The organism is Paenibacillus sp. FSL P4-0081, from assembly GCF_000758565.1.
GTDB classification, from domain to species: domain Bacteria; phylum Bacillota; class Bacilli; order Paenibacillales; family Paenibacillaceae; genus Paenibacillus_AQ; species Paenibacillus_AQ phytohabitans.
Window position 1 is genome coordinate 7,372,298 of the sequence record NZ_CP009280.1, and the last position, 23,676, is coordinate 7,395,973.

The 23,676-nt window shown below is 54.1% G+C and carries 18 protein-coding genes; 12 read left to right on the forward strand and 6 right to left on the reverse strand.

Annotation, left to right across the window (positions count from 1 at the left end; translation table 11 throughout):
- Positions 1–253 precede the first annotated feature (253 nt).
- The 11 genes from P40081_RS31230 to P40081_RS31285 all read left to right on the forward strand — a co-directional run bounded on the left by P40081_RS31230 (position 254) and on the right by P40081_RS31285 (position 11,904).
- On the forward strand, positions 254–1,597 hold the full coding sequence (locus tag P40081_RS31230; RefSeq protein WP_042139962.1) for a UbiD family decarboxylase: 1,344 nt from the start codon (positions 254–256) through the stop codon (positions 1,595–1,597).
- Between the two features lie 51 nt (positions 1,598–1,648).
- Positions 1,649–1,915, forward strand: a complete 267-nt coding sequence (locus P40081_RS31235) for a BMC domain-containing protein (RefSeq protein ID WP_042139963.1) — start codon at positions 1,649–1,651, stop codon at positions 1,913–1,915.
- Positions 1,916–2,789: 874 nt separating this feature from the next.
- Positions 2,790–4,187, forward strand: a complete 1,398-nt coding sequence (locus tag P40081_RS38860) for a hypothetical protein (protein ID WP_156118739.1) — start codon at positions 2,790–2,792, stop codon at positions 4,185–4,187.
- An 85-nt stretch (positions 4,188–4,272) separates the two neighbouring features.
- A complete protein-coding gene (locus tag P40081_RS40205) occupies positions 4,273–4,710 on the forward strand; it encodes a BMC domain-containing protein (RefSeq protein ID WP_081970283.1) in 438 nt (145 codons plus the stop codon).
- Positions 4,711–4,940: 230 nt separating this feature from the next.
- A complete protein-coding gene (locus tag P40081_RS31255) occupies positions 4,941–5,222 on the forward strand; it encodes a BMC domain-containing protein (protein WP_019908484.1) in 282 nt (93 codons plus the stop codon).
- Between the two features lie 8 nt (positions 5,223–5,230).
- Positions 5,231–5,983 (forward strand): hypothetical protein, encoded by a 753-nt coding sequence (locus tag P40081_RS31260; protein WP_042139966.1) that lies wholly within the window; start codon positions 5,231–5,233, stop codon positions 5,981–5,983.
- Positions 5,984–5,999: 16 nt separating this feature from the next.
- Positions 6,000–6,281, forward strand: coding sequence for a EutN/CcmL family microcompartment protein (locus tag P40081_RS31265; RefSeq protein ID WP_039307265.1), 282 nt, complete (start codon positions 6,000–6,002; stop codon positions 6,279–6,281).
- A gap of 3 nt (positions 6,282–6,284) precedes the next feature.
- Positions 6,285–8,099, forward strand: coding sequence for an adenine deaminase (gene ade, locus P40081_RS31270; RefSeq protein WP_042139967.1), 1,815 nt, complete (start codon positions 6,285–6,287; stop codon positions 8,097–8,099).
- A gap of 31 nt (positions 8,100–8,130) precedes the next feature.
- Positions 8,131–8,814: a cyclase family protein gene (locus tag P40081_RS31275; RefSeq protein WP_039307263.1), complete on the forward strand. Its 684-nt coding sequence runs from the start codon at positions 8,131–8,133 to the stop codon at positions 8,812–8,814.
- Positions 8,815–8,838: 24 nt separating this feature from the next.
- The gene (locus tag P40081_RS31280; RefSeq protein ID WP_042139968.1) at positions 8,839–9,489 is read left to right on the forward strand and encodes a DUF1989 domain-containing protein; all 651 of its coding nucleotides are present in this window, start codon (positions 8,839–8,841) and stop codon (positions 9,487–9,489) included.
- 183 nt (positions 9,490–9,672) lie between these two features.
- Positions 9,673–11,904 (forward strand): AraC family transcriptional regulator, encoded by a 2,232-nt coding sequence (locus P40081_RS31285; protein ID WP_042139969.1) that lies wholly within the window; start codon positions 9,673–9,675, stop codon positions 11,902–11,904.
- A 1,212-nt stretch (positions 11,905–13,116) separates the two neighbouring features.
- Here the strand turns inward: P40081_RS31285 and P40081_RS31290 are convergent.
- The 4 genes from P40081_RS31290 to P40081_RS31305 form a co-directional block, all read right to left on the reverse strand.
- Positions 13,117–14,673 (reverse strand): extracellular solute-binding protein, encoded by a 1,557-nt coding sequence (locus P40081_RS31290; RefSeq protein ID WP_442950239.1) that lies wholly within the window; start codon positions 14,671–14,673, stop codon positions 13,117–13,119.
- Between the two features lie 160 nt (positions 14,674–14,833).
- Entirely contained in the window at positions 14,834–15,727 is an 894-nt protein-coding gene (locus P40081_RS31295) for a carbohydrate ABC transporter permease (protein WP_042139971.1), read from the reverse strand.
- A 15-nt stretch (positions 15,728–15,742) separates the two neighbouring features.
- Positions 15,743–16,609, reverse strand: coding sequence for an ABC transporter permease (locus P40081_RS31300; RefSeq protein WP_425415555.1), 867 nt, complete (start codon positions 16,607–16,609; stop codon positions 15,743–15,745).
- A 453-nt stretch (positions 16,610–17,062) separates the two neighbouring features.
- A complete protein-coding gene (locus P40081_RS31305) occupies positions 17,063–18,460 on the reverse strand; it encodes an MATE family efflux transporter (protein ID WP_042139972.1) in 1,398 nt (465 codons plus the stop codon).
- 165 nt (positions 18,461–18,625) lie between these two features.
- On the opposite strand from P40081_RS31305, the gene P40081_RS31310 reads away from it, so the two are divergent.
- Complete coding sequence (locus P40081_RS31310; RefSeq protein WP_042139973.1) at positions 18,626–19,507, forward strand: helix-turn-helix transcriptional regulator; 882 nt, start codon at positions 18,626–18,628, stop codon at positions 19,505–19,507.
- 129 nt (positions 19,508–19,636) lie between these two features.
- On the opposite strand, the gene P40081_RS31315 is transcribed toward P40081_RS31310, so the two are convergent.
- Both P40081_RS31315 and P40081_RS31320 read right to left on the reverse strand, forming a co-directional pair.
- Positions 19,637–22,705, reverse strand: a complete 3,069-nt coding sequence (locus P40081_RS31315) for a beta-galactosidase, LacZ type (protein ID WP_042139974.1) — start codon at positions 22,703–22,705, stop codon at positions 19,637–19,639.
- A gap of 400 nt (positions 22,706–23,105) precedes the next feature.
- A complete protein-coding gene (locus tag P40081_RS31320) occupies positions 23,106–23,666 on the reverse strand; it encodes a cysteine hydrolase family protein (protein ID WP_039309438.1) in 561 nt (186 codons plus the stop codon).
- Positions 23,667–23,676 lie beyond the last annotated feature (10 nt).

Here is a 23,676-nt window from a genome sequence, read left to right on the forward strand (position 1 = left end):
AATGGAACTTAAGCTTACGTGATGATGACTTATACCGGCTGATCCCGATTATATCCAGATCCGCCGCCCCAATATAAGGTTTGCCCCATTTCTGTTCACAGAATGAAGGAAGCCGCGATTTAGAGAATCTTTTTTCTCTATGTCTGCGGCTTCTTTTTTTATTCCCTTTTTGGAAGGTGCGCGAGTCAAGGCACGCTGAAGCTTACAACGGTGTACAGTTCAACAATTAATGAGTGAAGGAGGTGCAGCCCGGATGGCATTCATGAATATACGGCAATTGCTGGAGCACTGGGAACGCAGCGGCCGGCTGCTGAAGGTCCGCAAGGAGGTGGACCCCAAGTTTGAGCTAGGGGCCGTGATTAAGGCCGTGAAGGGCAGGCAGCCCATGGTCTTCCAGAAGGTAAAAGGTTACTCCGTCCCGATGGCAGCCGGTCTTGGCGGCTCCAAAGAGCTGCTCGCCGGGAGTATGGGCATGCAGCCGGAAGACTTGCTGCCACGGCTGATCGAGGCCGTTGTTCATCCGCTGCCTACGAGAAGCTGTGATCAGGCTCCGGTGCAGGACAACGTGATTACGAGCCGGATTAACCTGCGGGAGCTGTTCCCGGTCTGCACCTATAACGCCTTGGACAGCGGAGCTTATTATGTCTCCGGGGTGATGGTCGTCAAAGGCGCGGACGGGCAGAAGCGCTACACCTCCATCCGGCGGATGCAGCTGCTGGACGGCAACCGGACCAGCATCCTGATCTCCTCCCCTGAATTATTCCAGCAGTACAGGGAATTCGAGGAACGCGGTGAGCCGATGGAGGCGGCATTCATGTTCGGCATCGTCCCGGCAGTCGTGCTGGCTTCCCAGGTCAGCACCCACCTGTTCCATGCCGATAAGCTGGAGGTCGCCTCTGCCCTGCTCGGCCAGCCGCTTGCAGTAGTCCGCTGCAAGACGATCGATCTTGAAGTACTGGCCGAGGCCGAGGTTGTATTCGAGGGCCGGATTCTCCCCCGGGTCCGCGAACCGGAAGGTCCGTTCGGCGAACTCGGCGGTTACTACGGCCCGCGCACCGAGCAGCCGGTCGTGGAATTCTCCGCTGTCACCTACCGGAACAATCCGGTCTGGCAGACCATTCTCCCGGCCAGCTATGAGGAGAAGCTGCCGATGGCGATTGCACGTGAGATTGCCCTGCTGGGCTCCGTCCGCCAGGTCGTCCCCGGTGTCAAAGATGTTCACATCAGCATGGGCGGCGTCGGGCGTTATCATGCGGTCATCCGCATCCGGAAGGTGCAGGAAGGCGACGGCAAAACCGCCCTTCTAGCCGCCTTCGCTGGCGACAAAGATCTCAAGCATGTAGTCGTTGTCGATGAGGACGTTAACCTGCTGGACCCGCTGGATGTGGAGTGGGCCATCGCCACCCGTGTCCAGGCTGATCTGGACACCTTCATCGTCACTGGAGCGAAGGGTTCGCCGCTCGAGCCCTCGCACAACCTGCGTGGCGTCACCGCCAAAATGGGCATCGACGCCACCTTCCCGCTGGCTGAAGCGGAGCATTACCGGCGGACCTCTATCCCCGGCCAGGAGGAAATTGAACTGGCCAGTTATTTATAGACGAAGAAGCCGGATCATCGAGACACAATTTAGCTTAACAGGAGGTGGATCATGCAAGCGATCGGATTGATCGAGACCCGGGGACTAACCCCGGCCCTTGAAGCACTGGATGCGATGTGCAAAGCAGCAAATGTGAAGCTGGTCGACTTCAAGCGCGTCGGCTCCGGACTTATAACGGTTATCGTCGAAGGCGATGTCGCCGCAGTTCAGGCAGCCGTGGAAGCCGGTATCGCCGCTTACCCCCGGACGGGGGGACAGCTGATTTCCTCCAACGTCATTCCCCGGCCGCACCCGGATCTGGCGCGGATGCTGCTGTAGATTGATTGAACTATAGAACTACATGCATGCACCTAAGACTATAGCTAACAGGCTGCAAATCAGCGGTGACCGGAGCAAGCTTTGATTATAAAGGGCGGGTAGCAGGGAGTGCAAGAAACGTTTCTGCGGCTGCATGTAAATAGCCATGAATATGCGCTGGCTATACACAACACGTGTGGCACTCTACCCGAGGACTAACTCGTTACTCTCCGGCCCGCTGCCCGGCAGCGAAACGAGTAACTTAAGTACATCTGTGAGTACTATCTCCTAGCAGCTACTGTGAGTACGTCTGTAAGTGCTACCTCCTAGCCGCTACTGTAAGTACATCTGTGAGTACTACTGTGAGTACATCTGTAAGTACATCTGTGAGTACTACTGTGAGTACATCTGTGAGGACTGTGAGTACTACTGCAAGTACATCTGTGAGTACTACCTTCTAGCCGCTACTGTAAGTACGTCTGTAAGTACTGTGAGTACTACTGTAAGCACATCTGTAAGTACAGGCCTAAAAGTTGTACGTTTTACAACTTAGACACCCCGATACTTGGGAAATTGTAAGGATTGTTGTATGAAATACAACAATTTCCCGCTTAGCAGCTTGAATACGGGAGGAATGTTGCCTTTTATACAACAATTCCGGATTAGGCTACCATTTCACGAGGGGAATGTTGTATTTCGTGCAGGATTTTCGTTAGTGTCTTTAAAGTTTAGCTTGTACTGCACGCTATATAGGACTCTTCCTATGATTAGTGGACGTTTTTCCGTTTGGCAGCACTTCTCTGCGTGTGAACAACACGATCCCAAGTTGTCTGAAAAATTGTCTGAAGGAAACCTATACGGGCGCATTCATACTTAGTTTAGGAGGTGATTTCCCTTGTCCAATTTCATGAAGAGCATTGTTGCCGAGGTTTTGGAGCGAAATCACCCTGCTGCTCCTGCTCTCATATCCGTTGTTTCACCTGTTACCGTTGCTCCACTTGTTACCGTTACTTCACCCGTTACCGTTCCTATTCCAGCTCCGGCGCTTGCTTCTGTCTTTGCTCCCGCTCCGGCTTCTGTTTCTTCTGCTACGGCTACTCCTGCTGCTTCTGCTGCTCCTGTTGCTTCTTCTGCTCCGGCTCCGGGTGCGACTGCTGCTGCTGCTTCTGCTTCTTCTGCTCCGGCTTCTGTTTCCGCCGGCCCTTCCTGTTCAGCAGGCAAGCAGGCGGACTGCCCGGACACTTGCAGCAGTCCCCGGGATTGTCCGCAACCGCCGGGCGGGATCAAGCGGGTCAATTACCAGCGGGAGCAGGCCGGGAAGAGGCTCGCATTACTTGGCCTGCCCGGTGCATTCCCTACTCCAGTCCGGTTGCCGGATAACGCTGCACAACTCAGCAACAGACATCTTCCTCAGGAACTGCCGGCAGCATCCACAGCTACCGGACGATCCCAGGCAGTCAATGTGCCTGGGGATCATCGGAGCTTTGCCGAACGGTATCTGTCCCCTCTGCTCTTGCGCACCCTTCCTACCGGGAGCGTGCATTCTTCCGGGGGCTGGCAATCTTCCGGGAGTGGGCAGGCTTCTATTCCAGTCGGTGCTCAGCATTCGGGCAAGAATTCAGCCGGAGATATTCCCTGCCGGCCCGGTATCCCCGGGGCTGGCGCTACCCAGATCAAGGATTCAGCTGGAATAACATACTCCCGGAACACCGCTTCACCGGACACTCCCTTCCCCCTCATCCGGGATGGAACTATGGATGCCTGGCTGTTCCCTGTAATCAGCAGCAGGCTTCGCGGCGTGCTAGGCACTGCTGGCCGCAGCTGCAGCTCAGCAGGCATACTAAGCGTTCCTGTCTGCCATCCGGGCCAGCTGTTCGCCGCAGAAGAACTGCTGGGCAGTGATCCTGCTCTGGAAGCAGATATCCAGTGGGGCGCCAGCGGCGGGAGCTTTGAGCTACGGCTGTTCAGCAACGATTCCGCCAAGCTGGACCGCTTGCTGACGGAGCTCACCGGCATCCTGCAGCGGGATTCCGCCCGCCGGGTCCGGGTATACACGAGCCTGCAGCCCGGCCCGCTGCTGCGGCGGCATCTGGCTGCAGGCCAACAGGAGGCCATTGCCGTAATCGATGCCGCCTCGCGCTGGAGCAGCATCGGCCTCGCGGAACAGCTGCTCGGCGGCTGCCCGGATGCAGGCCTTAGCCTCCGCGCCGAACGCAGCTACTGCATAATCAGCGGAACCTCCGCTCAGCTGGCAAGTGTGCTGCCTGGGTTAACACGCTTTGCAGACCAGTAGCAACTCTGATAAAACAAGGAATCCCGCCCTGTCGCCCAAGCAGTCCTAAAGACTAAGCCCATCAATAACAAAGGAGGTGCCGGTGATGCAGGCACTCGGATTGATTGAGACTCTCGGATATACCACCGCCGTCTCCGCCGCAGATGCGGCCCTGAAAGCGGCGGATGTGCAGCTGATTGCCGTTGAGAAGGTTATCGGCGTCGGCGGTTCACTCGGTGTAACCATTCACTTAAGCGGTGATGTTGCTGCGGTCGGCGCGGCGGTAGATGCAGGCAAAGCCGAAGCCCAGCGGATAGGTACAGTCATTTCCGCCCATGTCATCGCCAAGGCCCACGAAGATGTGAACCACAAAATACTGTCCAGATTCCTGCCGGGCCTGTCGGCAGACTTCAAGACGACAGACGCCGGAACTACATCGGACGGAGCCAAATCTGCCGCACCTGCCATACTTGCTGAAGCTGATCAAACCGACCAAACCGGAACAGCCAGTACCTCGGCCCCGGATCTGCCAGAAATTGAATAAGCACTAACAATCTACCTATCTACCTATCTATCTATCTGTCTATCTGCCTGCCTGCCTGCCTGTCTGTCTGTCTATCTGTCCACCTATCTACCTATCTAACTATCAGTCTATCTATCTGTTCGTCTGTTCGTCTGTCCGTCCGCCTGTCTATCTGTCTTATCCCCTTACTACGTATCTCGTTTCCAGCAGGCATTTTTGAACTACAACTAAATTATTGGAGGTTTTCTATAATGGGAGAATCACTCGGATTGATCGAAACTAAAGGTCTGGTAGGCGCAATTGAAGCAGCGGATGCCATGGTGAAGGCAGCAAACGTGGAAATCTGCGGATATGAAAAAATCGGCTTTGGTCTGGTCACGGTTATGGTACGCGGGGACGTAGGCGCCGTAAAAGCCGCTACGGATGCGGGAGCTGCCGCTGCCAAACGGGTCGGTGAACTGGTGTCCGTTCATGTCATTCCCCGTCCGCACAGTGAAGTGGAACGCGCACTGCTGTCCAAAGGCATTGAATAAGCACTCCTATGGACAGCCGGCATAGCACAGTTGCGGAGAATGCCCTGCTGGGATTGTCTTACCGGTCCAGAACGGCAGCGCTGAATGAGGAATATCCCCGGGTGCTGGTGCTGCTGGCCGGCCATTTTATCGGCATGGAGGATGGTTACGCTGCGGTGCGGGGCTTAAGCACATGTAACTTCAGGCTGCGCGTATGGGCGGAAGATCAGCTGCTCGGGACAAATAGCGCCGGAGAACTTGCACGACAAACCGGAGTAGATGACCTTATCCCCCCCGGGCAGGCCCATAAACTCTCTCCTGCCGATGCTGACGCCTTGTTGATTCCTGTACTATCGCTGTCGCTCCTGTCCCGGCTCGTTCAGCTGGATACCGGGCATCCCTTCGTGAGGCTGATTGTCGAGAACCTATGTGCCGGCAAGCCGGTGGGCGCTCTTACTCTCGGAGCAGAGCCGGAACATTACCGCTGGAGCGAGCAGGGTTTATCTCAGGCCAGTCCGCTGCTGAAAGAGAAAATGCGCAGCATGGTGACCGCAATATCCGGCTACGGGATCAGGCTCCTGGCGCCCAGCGGTCTAGGAAGCTGGCTGTCTTCCAGTAATGAACCGCCGAGGAAGCAGGTGCTGACAGAGGAGGATATCATCGCAGTCCTCAAGCTGGGCAGAACCTCCATTACTCTGAACGGCCCGGCAGTCATTACCCCGCTGGCCCGGGACACGGCCCGGCAATACGGAATTGAGATTATCCATGTAGGATTTGAATAGAAGAGGTGACAATCACATGAAGCTGGGAATCATTACAGGACACGTCGTAGCTACACGCAAAGATGAGAATCTCGTCGGTGCCAAGCTGCTGATCGTACAGCCCATTCTTCCCGATAACACCCCTGCGGGACAGCCGCTTATTGCGGTTGATACTGTAGGGGCAGGCATCGGAGAGACCATTATCTATGCAGTGGGCAGCGTAGCTTCACGGGCGTCGACGCATCCGAATGCTCCTATAGATGCCGCAATTGTCGGAATCGTGGATAGTGTGGATTGTCCCAGAGCAGGAGGCTTGTAGATTATGCTAACGACCGATATCAAAGATGCGATTCAGCGCCGGCGGATGATTGATGTGCTGCTCTCCGGCCAGCTCCATGCCGACCTGGTGCTGAAGGGCGGCTATATTATCAATGTAATCACCCGTGAGATTTACCCTGGGGATGTAGCTATTAAAGGTGACCGGATTCTGCTTGTGGGCGAGGCTGATAAACTGATCGGGCCGTCCACAGTAGTCGAGGATATGCGCGGTAAATTCATCAGTCCGGGCTTTATCGATTCACATATGCATTTTGAAAGTGCGATGCTGACGGTTACGGAGTTCTCCAAGCTGTCGATTCCAACCGGAACAACCACGCTGGTGGCTGATCCCCATGAGATTGGCAATGTGCTGGGCGTTCCCGGAATGAAGGCGATGATTGAAGAAGCGAAGACCCTGCCTAACCGCGTGCTGTTCACCGTACCTTGCCTTACACCCGATGTGCCCGGTCTTGAGACCGCAGGCGCAGATATCGGCTCCAAAGATATGCAGGAACTGCTGAATGACGACCATGTTCAGGGAATCGGCGAGCTGCAGGGCTTCAGCAACGTCCATCCCGTATACCGAAACGCCCCTTACCTGATCGATGATCTGCTCGCTTCAGTGTCCTATGCCAAGGCTATCGGCAAAAGCATTGAGGGCAACGCCCCCGGCCTGTCCGGCCAGGAGCTGGCTGCCCACATCATCTGCGGCGGAGGCCATGTCTCCTGCCATGAGACAACGACCAAGGAAGAAATGATGGAGAAGCTGCGCTATGGGGTCAGTGTATTCATGCGCGAAGGCTCCTCGCAGCGCAATATGGCGGAGTGCATCCGGGCAATCACTGAGGAGGGTATGGATTCCCGGCGGGCCATCCTGGTCTCCGACGATATGGTGCCGGAGGATCTGCTAAAGCACGGCCATATGAATGATATCATCCGCCGGACGATCGCCGTCGGCATTGATCCGGTTGAGGCAATTCAGATGGCCACAATTAATCCGGCTACCCATTTCGGCTTCCAGGATATCGGCGTGCTGGCTCCAGGCAAGAAGGCCGATATCGCCGTCATCAGCGACCTGACGAACATGACCATTGCCGAAGTCTATATCAGCGGAGCCAAGGTTGCCAGTGATGGCGAGCTGACCCGCGAGATCCCCTCCTATATCTATCCGGACTCCGTTAAAAAGTCTGTGAAGCGCAAACCGGTTAAGCCGGAAGATCTATACCTTTCCGCCGAAGGCGCTCAAGGAACCGTCCGGGTCCGCGCCATCGGGGTCATCCCCGACCAGAATCTGACCGGCTCCGGCATCTTCACCGCTGCCGTGAAGGATGGCGTTGTGCAACCCTCTGTAGAAGAGGATCTGCTGCCCTTGCTCGTCGTAGAACGGCATGGCCGCAGCGGCAAGATCGGCAAAACCTTCGTCCGCGGCATGAAACTGAAGGCCGGTGCCATCGCCGAAAGCGTGGCGCATGACACCCATAATATTATCGTCACCGGCACCAATTACGCCGATATGGTGACTGCGGTCAACCGGGTCATCGCGATGGACGGCGGCATCGCCATGATCGAAGGGGGCAAGGTGGTCGGCGATCTGCCGCTGCGCATCGGCGGATTGATGACCGATGAGCTGACCGGCAAAGAGATGAGCGCAAGAATTACCGAGCTGCACCGGCTGGCCCGCGAGGAGCTGGGCTGTACGCTGCATGTCCCGTTCATGCATCTCTCCTTCCTGTCGCTGGTCACCAGCCCGGCCTGGAAAATCACCGACATCGGCCTGATCGACGCCGATGCCTTCACCGTGCTGCCGCCGCTCGCCTGAGCCCGTATTTTAAATGAAAGGAGTACGCTACATGGGTATTCAGGTAATTGATCTCTCACAGGAAATCTATCAGGGAATGCCGGTTTTTCCGCCGCATCAGAAGACGATGATCTTCCCCAATATGAGTCATGAAGAGAGTAAGAACAAGCTCGGCTTCGAGTTTGCCACGAACAACCTGCTGATTAACGAGCATGGTCCGACCCACAGCGATGCGATTTACGAATATGATCCGCACGGGCCGACGATTGATGAGATGCCGCTGGAGTATTTTTACGGACCGGCTGTCTGCCTGGACCTCTCCCATATTTCACCGGACGCCTACATTACCCGGCCTGATCTGGAACAGGCGCTGCGCAAAGACCATCTCCATCTGGATAAAGGCGATATCGTCCTGCTGTACACTGGACATTATAACCGTGCCTACGGCACTGAAGAATGGCTGACCCGCTATACTGGCCTGGATTATGAAGCGGCCGGATGGCTGGCGAAGCAGGGGATCATTAACATCGGCATTGATGCGCCTTCTATTGATAACCCGCTGGACCCGCTATTTTCCGGCCACCTGATCTGCCGTGAGTACCGGATGACCAATACCGAGAATCTCTGCAATCTGCATCTGATCGCCCAGAAGCGTTTCCTGTATTTCGGACTTCCGCTCCGGATCCGCCGAGGCACCGGCTCCCCTATCCGTGCCGTCGCGGTATTCATAGAATAAACAGATGAGGCAGGTGATTGTACCGTGACCACAGACAAGGTAATTGAAGAAATCCCGGTACCGGCTTACGAGGGAAGAAGCGCGCGGGTCCGCCAAGGCCAGACGCTCTACATCATCGATACCGAGGGCAAGCAGGTGGGCGATTTCGTCTGCTTCAATGCCGAAGACCCTGACGAGCATGTCTCCCCCGTACACATGAGATCCTCGCTCAGCAGTATCCGGCTCAAGCCCGGCGACGGCCTCTACAGCAACCGCCGCAGACCGCTTATGCAGCTGACGAAGGATACGGTGGGGAAACATGATTTCTTTTTTCCGGCATGCGACTATTACCGCTACAAAATCGACTTCGGGCTGGAGGAGCATCCGAACTGCCATGACAATCTACAGAAGGCGCTGCATAAATATCAGCTGGGTCACAAAGAGCTGCCCGATCCGATCAACTGGTTCATGAACAATGCGCTGGATGAGAATCTTGACTATGTCATTGAAGAGCCACTCTCCCGGCCCGGCGATTATGTCGCGCTCCTAGCACTGACTGACGTGATCGTCGCCCTCTCCTCCTGCTCGCAGGATCTGGCCCCGGTCAACGGCTTCAAGGTAACCCCGCTGCTGATGCAGATTACTGAACCAGCTCCGGCTGTACCCCCGCTTTACCGGGATATACCGTATCGTTAAAACTGCACTATGGTAGCTTTTGTACACAAATCTTGCATTTGTTCACTGCCCGATTCTCCATCCTGTTCACTGTTGTAACCTTGCTCTACTGTCCCGTTCATGGTATGCAGCTTATAATTGTACTATGAACAATATAGATCAGGCCGGTATCGCCAGAGTACACAGTGAATCAGGGGGCTGTTTATGGGACTGCACAAACTCGGCAATCGAAGAGCATTGTACAGCAGGTTATTAGTCAGTATTACGCTTTGCGTCTCCTTAACTTTTCTTGTCTCCACCATCATCTATTATAATTACTATATCGGTGTGGAAAAAAAGCAGGCCTTCCAGTCCGACCTCGGCAACCTCACGCAGACCAGCAGGGAAGTCGTTAACATGACCGATGCTGCGCAATCGCTTTCTTTTCAAATTTACCGCAACAGTACGATCTCCAAAATTGTTTTCTACGACAAGCCTGATATCTATGATGTCACGGCAGCCATGTCCGAGCTGGGCAATTACTTAAGCTCCATGCCTTATATTGAGTCCATATATGTCTATAATCCCAAAAGCGGACAGCTGTATATTGCCTCTTCCCACGGGCAGAACGGTGTATTTACTGAGCAAGAGCTGGTAGACACCCCTATTCTGGATATCCTGGGCCATTATCAGGATTACAAGGCCTTCACACCGATTCCCAGAGTGTATTCCAATGGTGCGCGGGAGAATGACCAGGTTCGTGCTTATACTTTTTTGTGTCTGGATGCCATCGGCTGGGACCGGGCTATCAACTCTGCGGTAATCGTTAACATCTCTGCCCCCTGGATCAATAAGGAAATCACCAGTCCTAATAATTCTGCCAGCGCCACTTACATTCTGGACGATCAGGGGGCTTTTCTGTCCGGCAACAGCCTGAAGCAGCAGGAGCTCTCCCCGGAGGAAGCCGGATGGATTGAACAGCGGATCAAAGGCCAGGAGGCGGGTTATTTCATCGGGCCCTTCGGTGGCGTGAACTCGCTGATTTCTTATACTGCACCGGATGACTTAAGCTGGCAGTATGTGCGGATTACACCCTACGACAACATTACTGAGCATACGAATACTATCCGCAACACCACCCTGCTTATTGCAGCCCTTGTTCTGGTGGCCGGCATCGGCCTCTCCTGGATCATGTCCAGAAGCCTGTATCTGCCAATTGACCGGATTGTCAGCGAGATGAACATTCTTGAAACGGAGAAACGAGACAGCATGTTCATGATCCGGCAAAATACACTGCGCGATCTCATTCTCGGCCTCAAGCCGTTGCAGTCTATTCAGCAGGTAGAGAAGCTGCGCCAGCTCGGGATTCACTTCACCTTCAATGATGATTTCCGCCTGATCCTGCTGCGGATTGATCACTACAAAGAGTTCAGGGAAGCCCGCTCTTCCTACCTGCTGGCCTCCAAGTTTGCCATTATGAATATCGCTTCGGAAATTTGCGGCCAGACGTACCGGGTCGAGACTGTGGATATGAACGATGACGGCATCCTTGTGCTGCTGAACATTATCGATCCCGTGGAGTATACGGATACCGGGCTGATCGAGACGCTGCTCCGGCAGATCCAGCAGGCCTGCTCCGACTATCTGAAGCTAAGCCTTACCCTCACCTACAGTCATATTGACCATAACGCGGGCCAGCTGCACCAGCTCTACAAGCAGGTCCGGGAAGCGTCGAATCACCGACTGTTCTACGGACATGGCTGTATCATTAACGCCCAGGACATATGCGCTCTTGAGTCCAGTACGTATCATTATCCTACCGATAAGGAGAAGAAGCTCACCGATGCGCTACTGAGCGGTAAACTGGAGGACGCTGCCGGGCAGTTCAGCAGCATTATCCGGGAGACCGAAGCCTTTCCCTTTCAGACGGTGCAGTTAACGGTATCCAGACTCAGCGTGACGGTCAGGGAGATCGTGAATACTGTCCAGAAACGTAACCGTTTACAAAACGACGCAATCAGCGGGCTGCCTTGCCTGGATTCCATTGAGACCATTGACGAGCTGGAGGAAGCCTTCTCCGCTCTCTTCACTGCATTGCGCGAACAGCTGGACGAGAAGAAGAACTCCAAGCAGCATGATCTGATCTGCCAGATTAATAGCAAGATCAGCGAAAATTACATGAAGCCGAACCTAAGTCTCAATCAGATTGCTGATGAGCTGGATATGTCGCCGATCTATATCAGCCGCCTTTACAAGCAGCAGACCATGAACAGTATCGTCGATGTCATTCTGGAGGTGCGGATGCACGAGGTATGCGCCTTGCTGGAGAACACCGACCTGCCGGTAACGAGCATTGCCGAGCGCTGCGGCTTCACCAGCAGCTCTTATCTGCACCGGATGTTCAAACGCAGCTTCGGTACGACGCCTACGGATTACCGGCGTTCGAAGAATGCTTAATTGTTGACACATTAATGTTCTGGGAGTGTCGGCTATGCTGGCATTTCCGGCTGTTCTGCTGTAGCTGGTTCCAATTCTAGTTCCAGTTCCAATTCCAGTTCAAGTTACAGCTCAAGTTCCAATCCAACTCCAGCTCTAGTTCCTGTTCCACCTCAAGTCTCAGTTCCAGCTCAAGTGCCAGTTTCATTTTCCGGTCCCAGCTCGCTCCAGCTCCAGCTCCAGCTCAAGTCACAATCTAACTCCAGTTCCTATTCCTGTTCCCGCCCGGTTCCCATTGAAATTGGTCGTGACAAGCTAAATGTTGTACGTATTACAACACTAAGCCAACAATACAGGGCATTTATAAGGATTGTTGTAGGAAATACAACAATCCTCGCGATTAGCCGCTAGAATGAGGAAAAATGTTGCATTTCATACAACAATCCCCGCTTAGCTAGCGCATATTGAGCAGAAATGTTGTATTTTGTGCAAGATTAGTCCCCAGTACACAGAGAACTCACCCGCTTTGCTAGTTATTCCCACGCTTTGGTGGAACACCAAGCCAGTCTTTAACTCTACGGAGGTGCTCCCTCCATTTTGCTAGATATTCCCTCGCTTTGGTGGGTGTTCCCTCGCTTTGGCGGAACACCAAGCCAGTCTCTAACTACTCGGAGATACCCCCTCCGCTTTGCTGGATGTTCTCACGCTTTGCTTGGTTTTCCCTCGCTTTGGTGGAACACCAAGCCGTCTCTAACTCTACGGAGATGCCCCTTCCACTTTGGCGGATGTTTTCACGCTTTGCTGGATGTTCTCACGCTTTGCTTGGTGCTCCCTCGCTTTGGCGGAACGCCAAGCCCGCCTCTAGCTACGCGGAGAAGCTCCTCCGCTTTGGCCAGTCTCCATATACACGGAGACTGGCTTTTCTGCTCTCCTCCCCTACCACGGAAGCGGATATCTGACGTGGCTTTCTTTTGCTCTTCGAGTGCTGTATGCAGGTCTAGCTACCGCTTAAACAGCGGAGAAGACGGAATGAATGTGGAGAAGCGGCAGCGGTCGCCTTTGTATACGGATTTTCACCGCTAAGGTAAAATAAATAAAATCCGGATACAACAGCGATCGGAACATCATTTCGTTTTCGGAGCGTCCACCCAATGCGCCTCCGTTGCACCTGCCCCCTCCTACCACCTGCCCATAAAAAAGCCCCAAAAGCCATGCGGCTTCCGGGGCCCTCCTCTACTTAATACCTTTCTCCGCAGTATAAGCATTCCACTGCTTCGTCCACTCCGCCTGGATCTTCTCGAGTCCGGCCTGCTTGGCCTTCTGCATGAAGGTCTCCAGCCCCTTGTCGATATCCTCCACCAGTCCCGCCTCCAGCGGGAACAGATATTGCTTCTCGACCTGCTCCAGCGCCGCTTTCTCTGCCTGATAGGAAGAATAGTCCTCTGCAAAGCCGAGGAACAGATCGGGCTTCTGAATCTTGTCGAGTTCATCGAAGATTGCCTTCACCCCGTCAAAACCCTTGTCGAACAGCATATACTCCGGATTTCTCCATGCCCAGCCGTTCATGCCCTCCCGGGTGAAGCCGTTGGTCTGGCTTGTTCCCAGCAGCTTGTAATAGCCGTCTTCCACAGTATAGTTCTTGCCTTCAATCCCATATTCGGTCAGCTGGTTGTAGCGTTTGTCCAGGACCAGCTTTTCATAGAATGCGAGCGCCCGCTCCGGATTCTTGCTGCTCTTCGGAATCGCAAAACCATTATGAACCGGATGCACCGGAGTGGCATACCCCGTCGTCTTGCCGAACGGATAATACCCCAGCTCCCATTCGGGATGTGTGGTGCTAATCTTCATGACCATATCATTAAAGCGCGTCGGATTATCCCCGAACATGCTCGCCGCCTTGCCGGAAGTAATCGGGTCCTGCATCGTATCCTTGATATTCAGCACATTCTTGGGAATGAAGCCTTTTTCCTGCCAGCGCTTCATGACCTTCAGCTCTTCTTTTTGCTCATCGGAGCCCCAGTACGAGTACACTTCAGTAGGGGATTCATATTTCACGCCCATCCCATATGGCAGCGCACCGACCATCTTATTCAGCTCGGTATAAATGTAATGGAGGTTATTGCCGATATCGCTGTTCAGGGAAGCCGGCATCATATCCGGTTCATTCTGGCGGATTCCGTCCATGTAAGCCTCATAGCTGGCCAGATCCGTAGGCTGGGGAAGATTGTATTTCTTGCGCAGGTCCTCCCGCCAGACGAAGCCGTTGGTCACGTATTCTTTGTACGTCGCAGGCACTGTATAGATTTTGCCGTCTACCTTAACATCCTCCCACATCGACTCAGGAACGAATTTCTGCAGCTCCGGCGCGGCCTTAGGCAGCAGCTCATCCAGGGCCAGGAACGCGCCGCGTTTCGCATAGGAAGCATATTGAGTCCAGTCCGCCGTGAAGATCAGGTCAATCGCCTGGCCCGAGGAGAGCAGCAGCTTGTATTTCTGATCCCAGTCCGTCCAGCTCGTATAGTTGAATTTAACCGTTGTATTAAGCTCCGCTGCCGCCATCTTGTTGACTTCGGCTTCAATCGCCGGCAGATCCTTCGGCGCATCACCGAGCATGTAGAACTGCAGTTCCACTTTCTTGGAGGTGTCAATTCCGGCTTCTGCCGTAGCAGTGGTACTGCCCTCTGTGGCCGCAGCCGTGTTGTTTTTACCGCTATCCGTGCTGCCCGCTGCCTCTTTATTGTTGCCGTTACTGCCGCCGCATCCCGCAGCGAGCAGCGAGACCGCCAGCATGGCTGTCAGGACAGCCAGCGGTTTTTTCCGTGCATTCTTGCTCATCATGAATCCTCCCAAAAATGTTGTTTGGTAATACTGCTTCCTGGTTCAGCTCCTCACAATATCTATGTTAGCCGAATAGCAGCCGCGAAGAACAGCGCGGAGCCGCTACAAGGTTCTAACCTTTTACCGCGCCGATCGTCAGGCCTTTAACGAAATAGCGCTGGATGAACGGGTACAGAAACAGAATAGGTCCGGTGACAACGATGGCCATGGCCATTTTGGTAGACTCTGTAGGCAGATCTGCCCCGAGGCTTACCCCGGTTCCCGCTCCCATATTCGCAATAAACGAAGCCGAGTTGATCACATTGTACAGATGGAACTGCAGCTGATACTTGTGTGTGTCATTGATGAACAGGGAAGACGAGAACCAGTCGTTCCAGTACGTCAGCGCGAGAAACAGTCCAACCGTGGCAATGCCGGGCATCGACAGCTGCAGCACAATCCGCCAGTATATTTTGAAATCGCCCGCCCCGTCAATCTTGGCAGATTCGAACAGCTCCTCAGGAACAGCGGAACGGATGAAGTTCTTCATCAGAATAATCAGGAACGGCGTCATCAGCCCCGGCAGAATCAAGGCTCCATACGAGTCGGTCAGATGCAGATATTTGGTCATCAAAATGTACCAGGGCACGAGGCCCCCGCCGAACAGCGTGGTGAAATAGATATAGAACGAGAACGTATTGCGGTATTTGAAATCCCTGCGGGCCAGCACATAACCAGCCATAGTCATGAAGAACAGCCCCAGCGTCGTCCCCGTAAGTGTAGTGAACAGAGTAACGCCATAGGCGCGCAGTACCTCATCCGGAAAAGTGAACACCGTCTTGTATCCTTCCAGTGAGAATTCCGCAGGAATCAGATGGTAACCGTCCCTGATAATCGATTCATTGGAGGACAGCGAGGCGGATATAATCAGCAGAAACGGGATCAGACACGCCAGCGAGCCGATGATAATGACCGTGTACGCCAGCCCCTGCAGCAGTCTGGTATAGTGATCGTCTTTAATATGCATGCTCTTTCTCTCCTCCTAGAACAACGCGTAATCATCATTGATTTTGCGGATCATGTAGTTCACCGTCATGATCAGGATGAAGCCGAACAGGGATTGATACAGACCCGCCGCCGTCGCCATGCCGATATCAAAGGTCACCTTCAGGGAGCGGAAGACGTACGTATCCAGAATATCTGTTGTGTTATACAGCACCCCGTTGTTGCCGATCAGCTGGTAAAAGAGGTCAAACTGCCCCTTCATAATGCTTCCGAGTGAAAATAGCAGCAGCACAACGAAGGTAGACTTCAGCATCGGCACCGTAATATACCAGATCCGCTGAAAAATATGCGCTCCGTCAATTTTGGCCGCTTCATAGTACTCATCGCTGATCCCTGTGATGGCCGCCAGGTAGATAACCATGCTGTAGCCGAGATTTTTCCACAGATAGAACAGGATGATCAGGAAGATCCAGACCAGCGGCTTATTATAGACATCCACAGGTCCCGCTCCGAACCGGGCCAGCAAGGTGTTCAAGAAACCGCTATCATAATTGAACACGTTGTAGACGATGACGCTCAGAATAACGAAAGAAACAAAATACGGCAGGAACATAATCGACTGGGTCAGTTTCTTGAACCATTTGTGGCGCAGCTCACTAAGCAGGATCGCACAGACAATTGCCAGTACGTTGCCGAGCAGGATGAAGGCCAGATTGTAGCCGATGGTATTGAGCGTCAGCTTGATCAGCGTACCCGATTTCCAGAGAAACTCGAAGTTCTTCAGACCCACGAAGGGAGCATCAAACAACCCGGAATTGAAATCAAATTGGGTGAACGCATAATACACGCCGACCATCGGGAAATACGAATTGACCAGGAAGAACAGCAGCGCCGGCAGCAGCATCAGAAAAAGAATCCGGTTATGAATCAGCTCATGCAGAAATCCCTTCTTCCTTCTCTTCCGCGTGCCGGACTCTATCTGCGGGGACAGCCCGCCTGTTCCCTTCAGTGGAAGCTGGATAGCGAGTGGCATACCCGACTTGCGCTTACGGTGTCTCAAAGCCTTCACTCTCCTATACCTATATAAGTTGGCGGCACTGGCTCCGAAGCCTCCGCCCCTCGCGGCCATTATGGCTTCGTCCAATGGATGCCCTGAGTATAGAAGATACCTCCTGCAGCTGAACAGTGAACCTTACAGCTATCCCTGTATTTTATTGCCAACCCCAGGGTGTACATTTCATACTTTTGTGCAGTAACCACGCTTGAACGCAAATAAGCCCCCGGATTACTCTCCTTCAGGAGAAGAATCCGGGGGAATGGTGTGCGTACTCCCGCGCTCATATCATCATATATACTTCTAAAGCTCTACCGAACATGCCACGCCCGGCTTCTCCCTCACTCCCTGCCGGCGCCCGGCAAACTGCGATTCGGCCTGATTCAGCACCTTCCGTTTCCGCCAGCGCAGCAGCACCAGTCCTCCTCTTGCCGCTTCATCGGCAATCATGCAGCAGTAGATACCCAGCAGCCCCCAGCCGGACGAAATTCCGAGCCAGTAGGAGCCGCCTACGCCAATCAGCGTCATGGAGATCATCGAGACCACCATGGTATAGCGGGTATCACCAATCGCATTAAGCGAGTTGCCCATAGCCATATTTAGCATTTTGCACGGCTGCAGCAGCAGATTAAGCGCCAGCAGGGATACGCCGATAGCGACAATCTCCGGATCGGCAGTGAAGAATCCGAGCAGCGACCGGCCGAACAAATACAATAGCAGCACATTGGCGCTGACGATAGCCAGCCCGATGTACAGCGTCCGGTATGCTGCACGATAGGCCTCCTGCGTCTGCTTGGCACCGAAGAGATAGGCGATCTGAATCTGCCCGGCCATGGCGATGGCATAACCCAGCGTGAAGCAGAAGGACTCCAGCGTGTTCAGATAGGTACGTGCAGCCAGCTCCTTGGCACCCAGCAGGGCGAGAAAAGAATAAATCACCAGCTGTGACAGCACCCAGGAGGAGGAGTTCAGTCCCAGCGGCCAGCTGATCCTGACGATCTCCGCGAATAATTTGCGGTGGAAGGTCCGAAAATCCGGCAGTCTGATTCTGCGCTCAAAAGCGCTGCTGAACATATACAGCAGTACAGCCACACCGATCAGCCTGCTGATCATCGTGGAGACCGCAATGCCGCTTAGTCCCATCTCCGGCAGGCCGAACATGCCGAAGATCAGAATATAATTGAGCAGAATATGAATAACATTCACAGCCACTCCCGTATACATCGGCCCGCGCGTATTGCCTGTATTGCGGATTGCAGAGCCTAGAGAGGCAGTCATTCCAACCATGAACAATCCGCCGCCCACATAAGTGAGGTAGACATGAGATAGCGGAATCAGATTTCCTGAAATATGAAGCATCCGGGCAACCGGATCAGCATACAGAAACAAGCTGACACTGAAGGCAACCCCCAGGATAGTGCTTACGGTAACTCCCATAATCGCAATCGTACGCGCCTCTTCATTGCGGCCGGAGCCGAGCCGCTGCGCAATCAGTATTCCTGCACCTCCGGCGAACGTGGTAAACAGTGTAATCAAAGCGCCAAATAACTGATTCGAAATGCCTACAACGGCAACGGCATCATCAGAGATCCGGCTGACCATGATAGTGTCCACTGTCCCGAGCAGCGTTTGCAGAAATATTTCAATAAATATGGGCCAGGCCAGCATCCACAGTCCGCTCTTCCCACCCATGGGTTTCATGGAATAAACCCTCCTCTGCCGATATGCGGCTGCTATAACCTGTGTAATCAAGCCTTGCAATTCAAGCTTGCTCGAAATAAATTATAGATGATATACTCTGGAAAATGTACCATATCTCAAACCTAAACTTTCAATATTCAAACCATCCTGCAGGAGGCTACCCTAATGAATCCGCTCCTATTCCGCATTCCTCCCCTGCCGCATTATATTGCAAGCGGCTTCAATCACTACCCGCCCGGCTATCAGCATCCGAACCGCCAGCATATCAAAGTATTCGATCTGCTTGTCGTCCGGCAAGGCTGCCTGTACATCGGTGAAGAGGAGCGGCGGTTTACGGTGAAGGCAGGAGATGCCTTAATCCTTCGTCCGGACTGCCACCACTTCGGAACGGAGGGCTGCCGGGAGGAGACTGCCTATTATTGGCTTCATTTTCAAACCTTCCATGACTGGCCCGCGCTGCCCGGTTCCGCACTTGATTCCGGCAGCCCGAATGAGCCGGTGGGCGGCCTGCCCGCTTCGTTCTTCAACATCAGCTCGTTTAACCTCGCGTTGTCGCAATTCGTCACTCTGCTGCAGCCGGCCAAGATCGAAGAGCTGCTAGCCCAGCTGGGGCAGCTGCAAGCCACTGCCCACCTGGAATCGGTCCGCTTCCGGCAGCAGGCTCTCTTCCAGGATATTCTGCAGTTGCTTGCTGCCTCCGTGAAGCCGGAGCAGCACAGCTCCCAGTCCACTGTATGCGCCGAGCAGGCCGCCTCCTTCCTCCGTGCCCATTACCGCGAAGAGATCACTACGGCGATGCTCGGAGACAGCCTTAACTTTCATCCGGTCTATATTGCCCGCTGCATGAACAAGGCGTATGGCTGTGCACCGATGGAATATCTGCTCCGTTACCGGATCGAGCAGAGCAAGCTGCTGCTGATGCAGACCAGCTTCCCTATCGCCCGGATTGCCGAAGAGGTCGGCTTCAACCAGGCGCCTTACTTCAGCTCCACCTTCATGAAGCTGGAGGGGCTGTCACCGCGGGAGTACCGCCAGCGCTTCTCATGAGAACAGGCCATCAGCGGTTTCCTCCGCTGATGGCCTGTTTCACTATTGTTTATATTTCGGGGTCTCCGCAAATTACCTGAGTCATCATCGAAGCCAAAAACCCGCTTTGTGGGGGTATTGTACCGATGCTTACTCCGCCTCCGGCAACGCCGCAGCCATCCAGAACTCCCACTCCAGCTGCTGGTCCGCAGGGATCCGGTATTCCGGATGTACCGGCGCTCCCCAGCTGTCATCGCCGCCGACACCCATTTGCTGCGCGGCAATGGTGACAACCGTGTAGTGCACCTTGGGCAGCTCATAAGGATGCGCTGCCTGCTCCAGCTCGAACGCTGTGTATGGCGACAGCGTACATTCCAGCGGCTCTCCCGCAGCCGCCTGAATCTGCAGCCCGCGGCCGCGCTCGTCCGTAATGCGTACCTGGCGTACGCCGGTACGGTTGCCGGACTCCTGCGGCACCAGATAAGGTGACGGCAGCTCCGTCACCTTACGCCGGAAGCGTCCCAGACGCGCTCCAGACGCGCGGTCACTGTAATTCTCTTCCGGCCCGCGGGCATACCAGTCCGACTCTCCATAATCGGCGGACATCCGGAAGGACACAGCCACAACCGGCACATCCGGCAAGCCGGCCGCTCCGGTATAGACCATACGGACCCGCAGTTTGCCGTCTGCGTAGACCGTATACTCAATTCGGGTCTTCAGCTCCCGGCTGATGCTGAATGCATAGTCAAAGGTCACCGTGGCCCGGTCCTTCCCGGTCTCAAGCCTTACCGCCGTGCAGCTGCGGGCAAGACTGGCCGCGAACCAGCCGCCTGCGTGGTAAGCAAGCGCAGTTCCCTTGTCATTGTCCGTGGTTGCCCGCCAGAACAGCGGAGCAGGCGGAGTAGCAATCATCTCACGCCCCCCGTAGCAGAGCGACACCAGTGAACCTGCCTGCTTGGAGAACAGGGCAGCGAATCCGCGGCCGGTTACGCCAATGTTCACGTCTCCCTCGATCACCCTGAACTCTCCGGCCGCAGGCAGTATAACATCCTCTAGTTCCGCCGCAGCCTCAGCGGCTTCAATCCGGAAGACATGCTCCCCGTAGGCTGTCTCAAATCCCGCCTCAGCCCACAGCTCCGCTTCCTTCAGCAACAGGCTTACCGCCAGCGTGTACTCTCCCGGAGCTCCTGACACCTCCGGCAGCGCAAGCGGAATCCGCGCCTCTGCCTGCGGCGCAACCGCCACCTCCTGCTGCCCCTTGAAGATTTGCCGCCCTTCCAGGTACAGCCGGAACTCCAGCCGCAGCCCTTCTGTCCCTTCGAACAGATTACCGTTGATGATCTTCACTGCATCCCGTTCCGGTACAAGCCGGATGTTCTGGTAGAGGAACTTCACCTCCTGCATCTTCGGGGTCACAGTCCGGTCAGCGTAGACAATCCCGTTGCCGCAGAAGCTGTAATCCGTCGGCCGGTCATCAAAATCACCGCCATAGGCCAGATACTCCTCTCCGTATCTGTTTTTGGCCACCAGTGCCTGGTCAATATAATCCCAGATAAATCCGCCCTGATACTGCGGATACCGGCTCTCCAGCTCGATGTACTTATGAAGTCCGCCTACTGAGTTGCCCATGGCATGCATATATTCACAGCTGATGTATGGCTTATCCGGCTGACCTTCCAGGTATTCTGCAATATCCGCGGGCTTGGCGTACATCCGGCTCTCTATATCACTGGTGTCATTGTATTTGCGGTTATGGAACACCCCTTCATAGTGCACCAGCCGCCCCGGATCGGTCTTGCGGAAATAATGGGACACATTCAGAATTACCTCACCCGCATACGATTCATTACCGCAAGACCAGATGAGGATGGACGGATGGTTCTTATCGCGCTCCAGCATCGACACTGCACGGTCCATTACAATATCCTGCCACTCCGGTTTATCACCGGGAATGTTCCAGGACGGCTCAACCGCGCCCATCTTTTGCCACGAGCCATGGGATTCCAGATTCATCTCGTCAATCACATAGACACCGTACTCATCGCACAGCTCATACCAGAGCGTCTGATTCGGATAATGTGAGGTCCGCACAGCATTGATATTATTCTGCTTCAGGATGATGATGTCCTTAATCATGTCCTCTCTGGTGATGTTCCGCCCTCTGCGGCTGTTGAATTCGTGACGATTGACTCCTTTGAAAATAATCCGTTTGCCGTTCAGCAGCATCAGCTTGTCCTTCAGTTCAAACACGCGGAACCCCGCCAGTTGCACAATCGCCTCCACCTGTTCTCCGCGGCCATCGAATACAGAGATACAGACGCTATAGAGATACGGATTTTCTGCGCTCCACAGCGATACCGTACCTGCCTCCAGGGTAAAGGCCGCCTTTCCAGCCACAACCTGCCCCTCGGTTTCTGCCACAACGGCTCCGGCCGCATCCTTCAACCCGATTTTCACAAAAGCGTCCGCCGCCGTTGCCATGCTAACTTCAGCAGTTAACGTTCCCTCCTGATAGGCAGCATCCAGCTCCGCATTAATCCGCAGATCCTGCACATGGAGCTTCGGCACCGTATACAGATACACCTCGCGGAAGATACCCGAGAACCGCCAGAAATCCTGATCCTCCAGCCAGCTGCCCGTGCAGCGCTGATAGACTTCAACGGCCAGCTTGTTCACACCCTCCTGCAAATAAGGGGTCAACTCAAACTCCGCAGGTGTGAAGCTGTCTTCACTGTAGCCGACGAATTGTCCATTGAGCCAGACATAACACGCCGCCTCTACTCCCTGAAAAGATATAAAGACCGGCCCGTTCTCCATATTCGCCGGAACTTCAAAACATTTCACATAACTCCCCACCGTATTGCTCTCCTCCGGAATCGCCGGCGGCCGCACAGCATCAAGCCCGTCCCAGGGATACATCGTGTTGGCATACTGCGGCTTGCCGTACCCCTGAAGCTGGATATGACCGGGCACCTGAATGTCCCCCCAGCCTCTGGTATCATAATCCGCCTTATAGAAATCCTGAATCCGGCTGGCCGCATTCACCGCGTAGCTGAATTTCCAGTCTCCGTTCAGGGAATGACGCAGCTCCATCGGGGCTTGCCGCTCCGCTTCCTCCATGGTCTTGTAATAACGATGGTCCGAATGCGCTTCCAATCGGTTCACCTTAAAAACCGAAACATCGCTTAACCAGTCCAGACTGGGCTCGTTGCTGAACATTATATTTTCCTCCTTATTGGTCTCTCACAATGATTTTGTTCTCTTCCATGATTCCCTTACCGTCTGCGTCAGCAGTTCCAGCTTAATTTTACCCAAGACCTTCGCAGGTTCATAGTGCAGGATCACAACTAAGGTGCACATAGCTGACTTTGGGGCATTTGACCCTGGCCTCTTACTGCATCTTAAGCTTTTAGCAGCCGCAAATGGAATAGCATATTTACCGTTTTTACTGGATTATTTATCTGTTTATTTAGAGGAACACCCCCCACTCCGCTTTCACGCACATAATCACAAAAAGCCCCAGCTGAGCGGCAACCGCCGTACAGCATGGAGCTTTTAAAGTAAGGGGCTTAGCTTTTATCGCACTAGCCTTTCAACATATTAGCCTTTTACAACAGCATTAACCTTTTACAACAGCATTAACCTCTTTATACTCGGCCAGGGTCAGCACTTCTCCAAAAATCCCGATATCCCGCAGACCCGAGATATGCATCTCCTCATCCTTCGAGGCGCAGCAGTCGCTGATACACTTGACCTTGTAAGTGTGGTACATCGCATCGGATGCCGTAGAGCGGACACAGACGTTGGTCCATACCCCGGTAACTACAACCGTATCAATCCCCTCCTCACGGAGAAAAAGATCCATATCCGTATAGCTGAAGGCGCTATGCCGTCTTTTCTGCACGATATAATCGCCTTTATCCGGCTGCGGGGTCAGCTCGGTTATGAAGTCCGATCCCCAGGTGCCCTTAATCGCATGAACCGGCCTAACCCTGAAGTCAGCATCATTCTGCCGGTGCGCCTCCTGTACGAAGATCACCTGAATATCATTTTCGTGGCTGAATTCGATCAGCTCCTGAATCGCAGGCACGATTCCCGCCCCATTCGGACAAGTCAGTGCTCCATCCGGATGGATGAAATCATTCAGCATATCAATAATTACTACCGCGTGTTTAGCCATTATGTTCTCT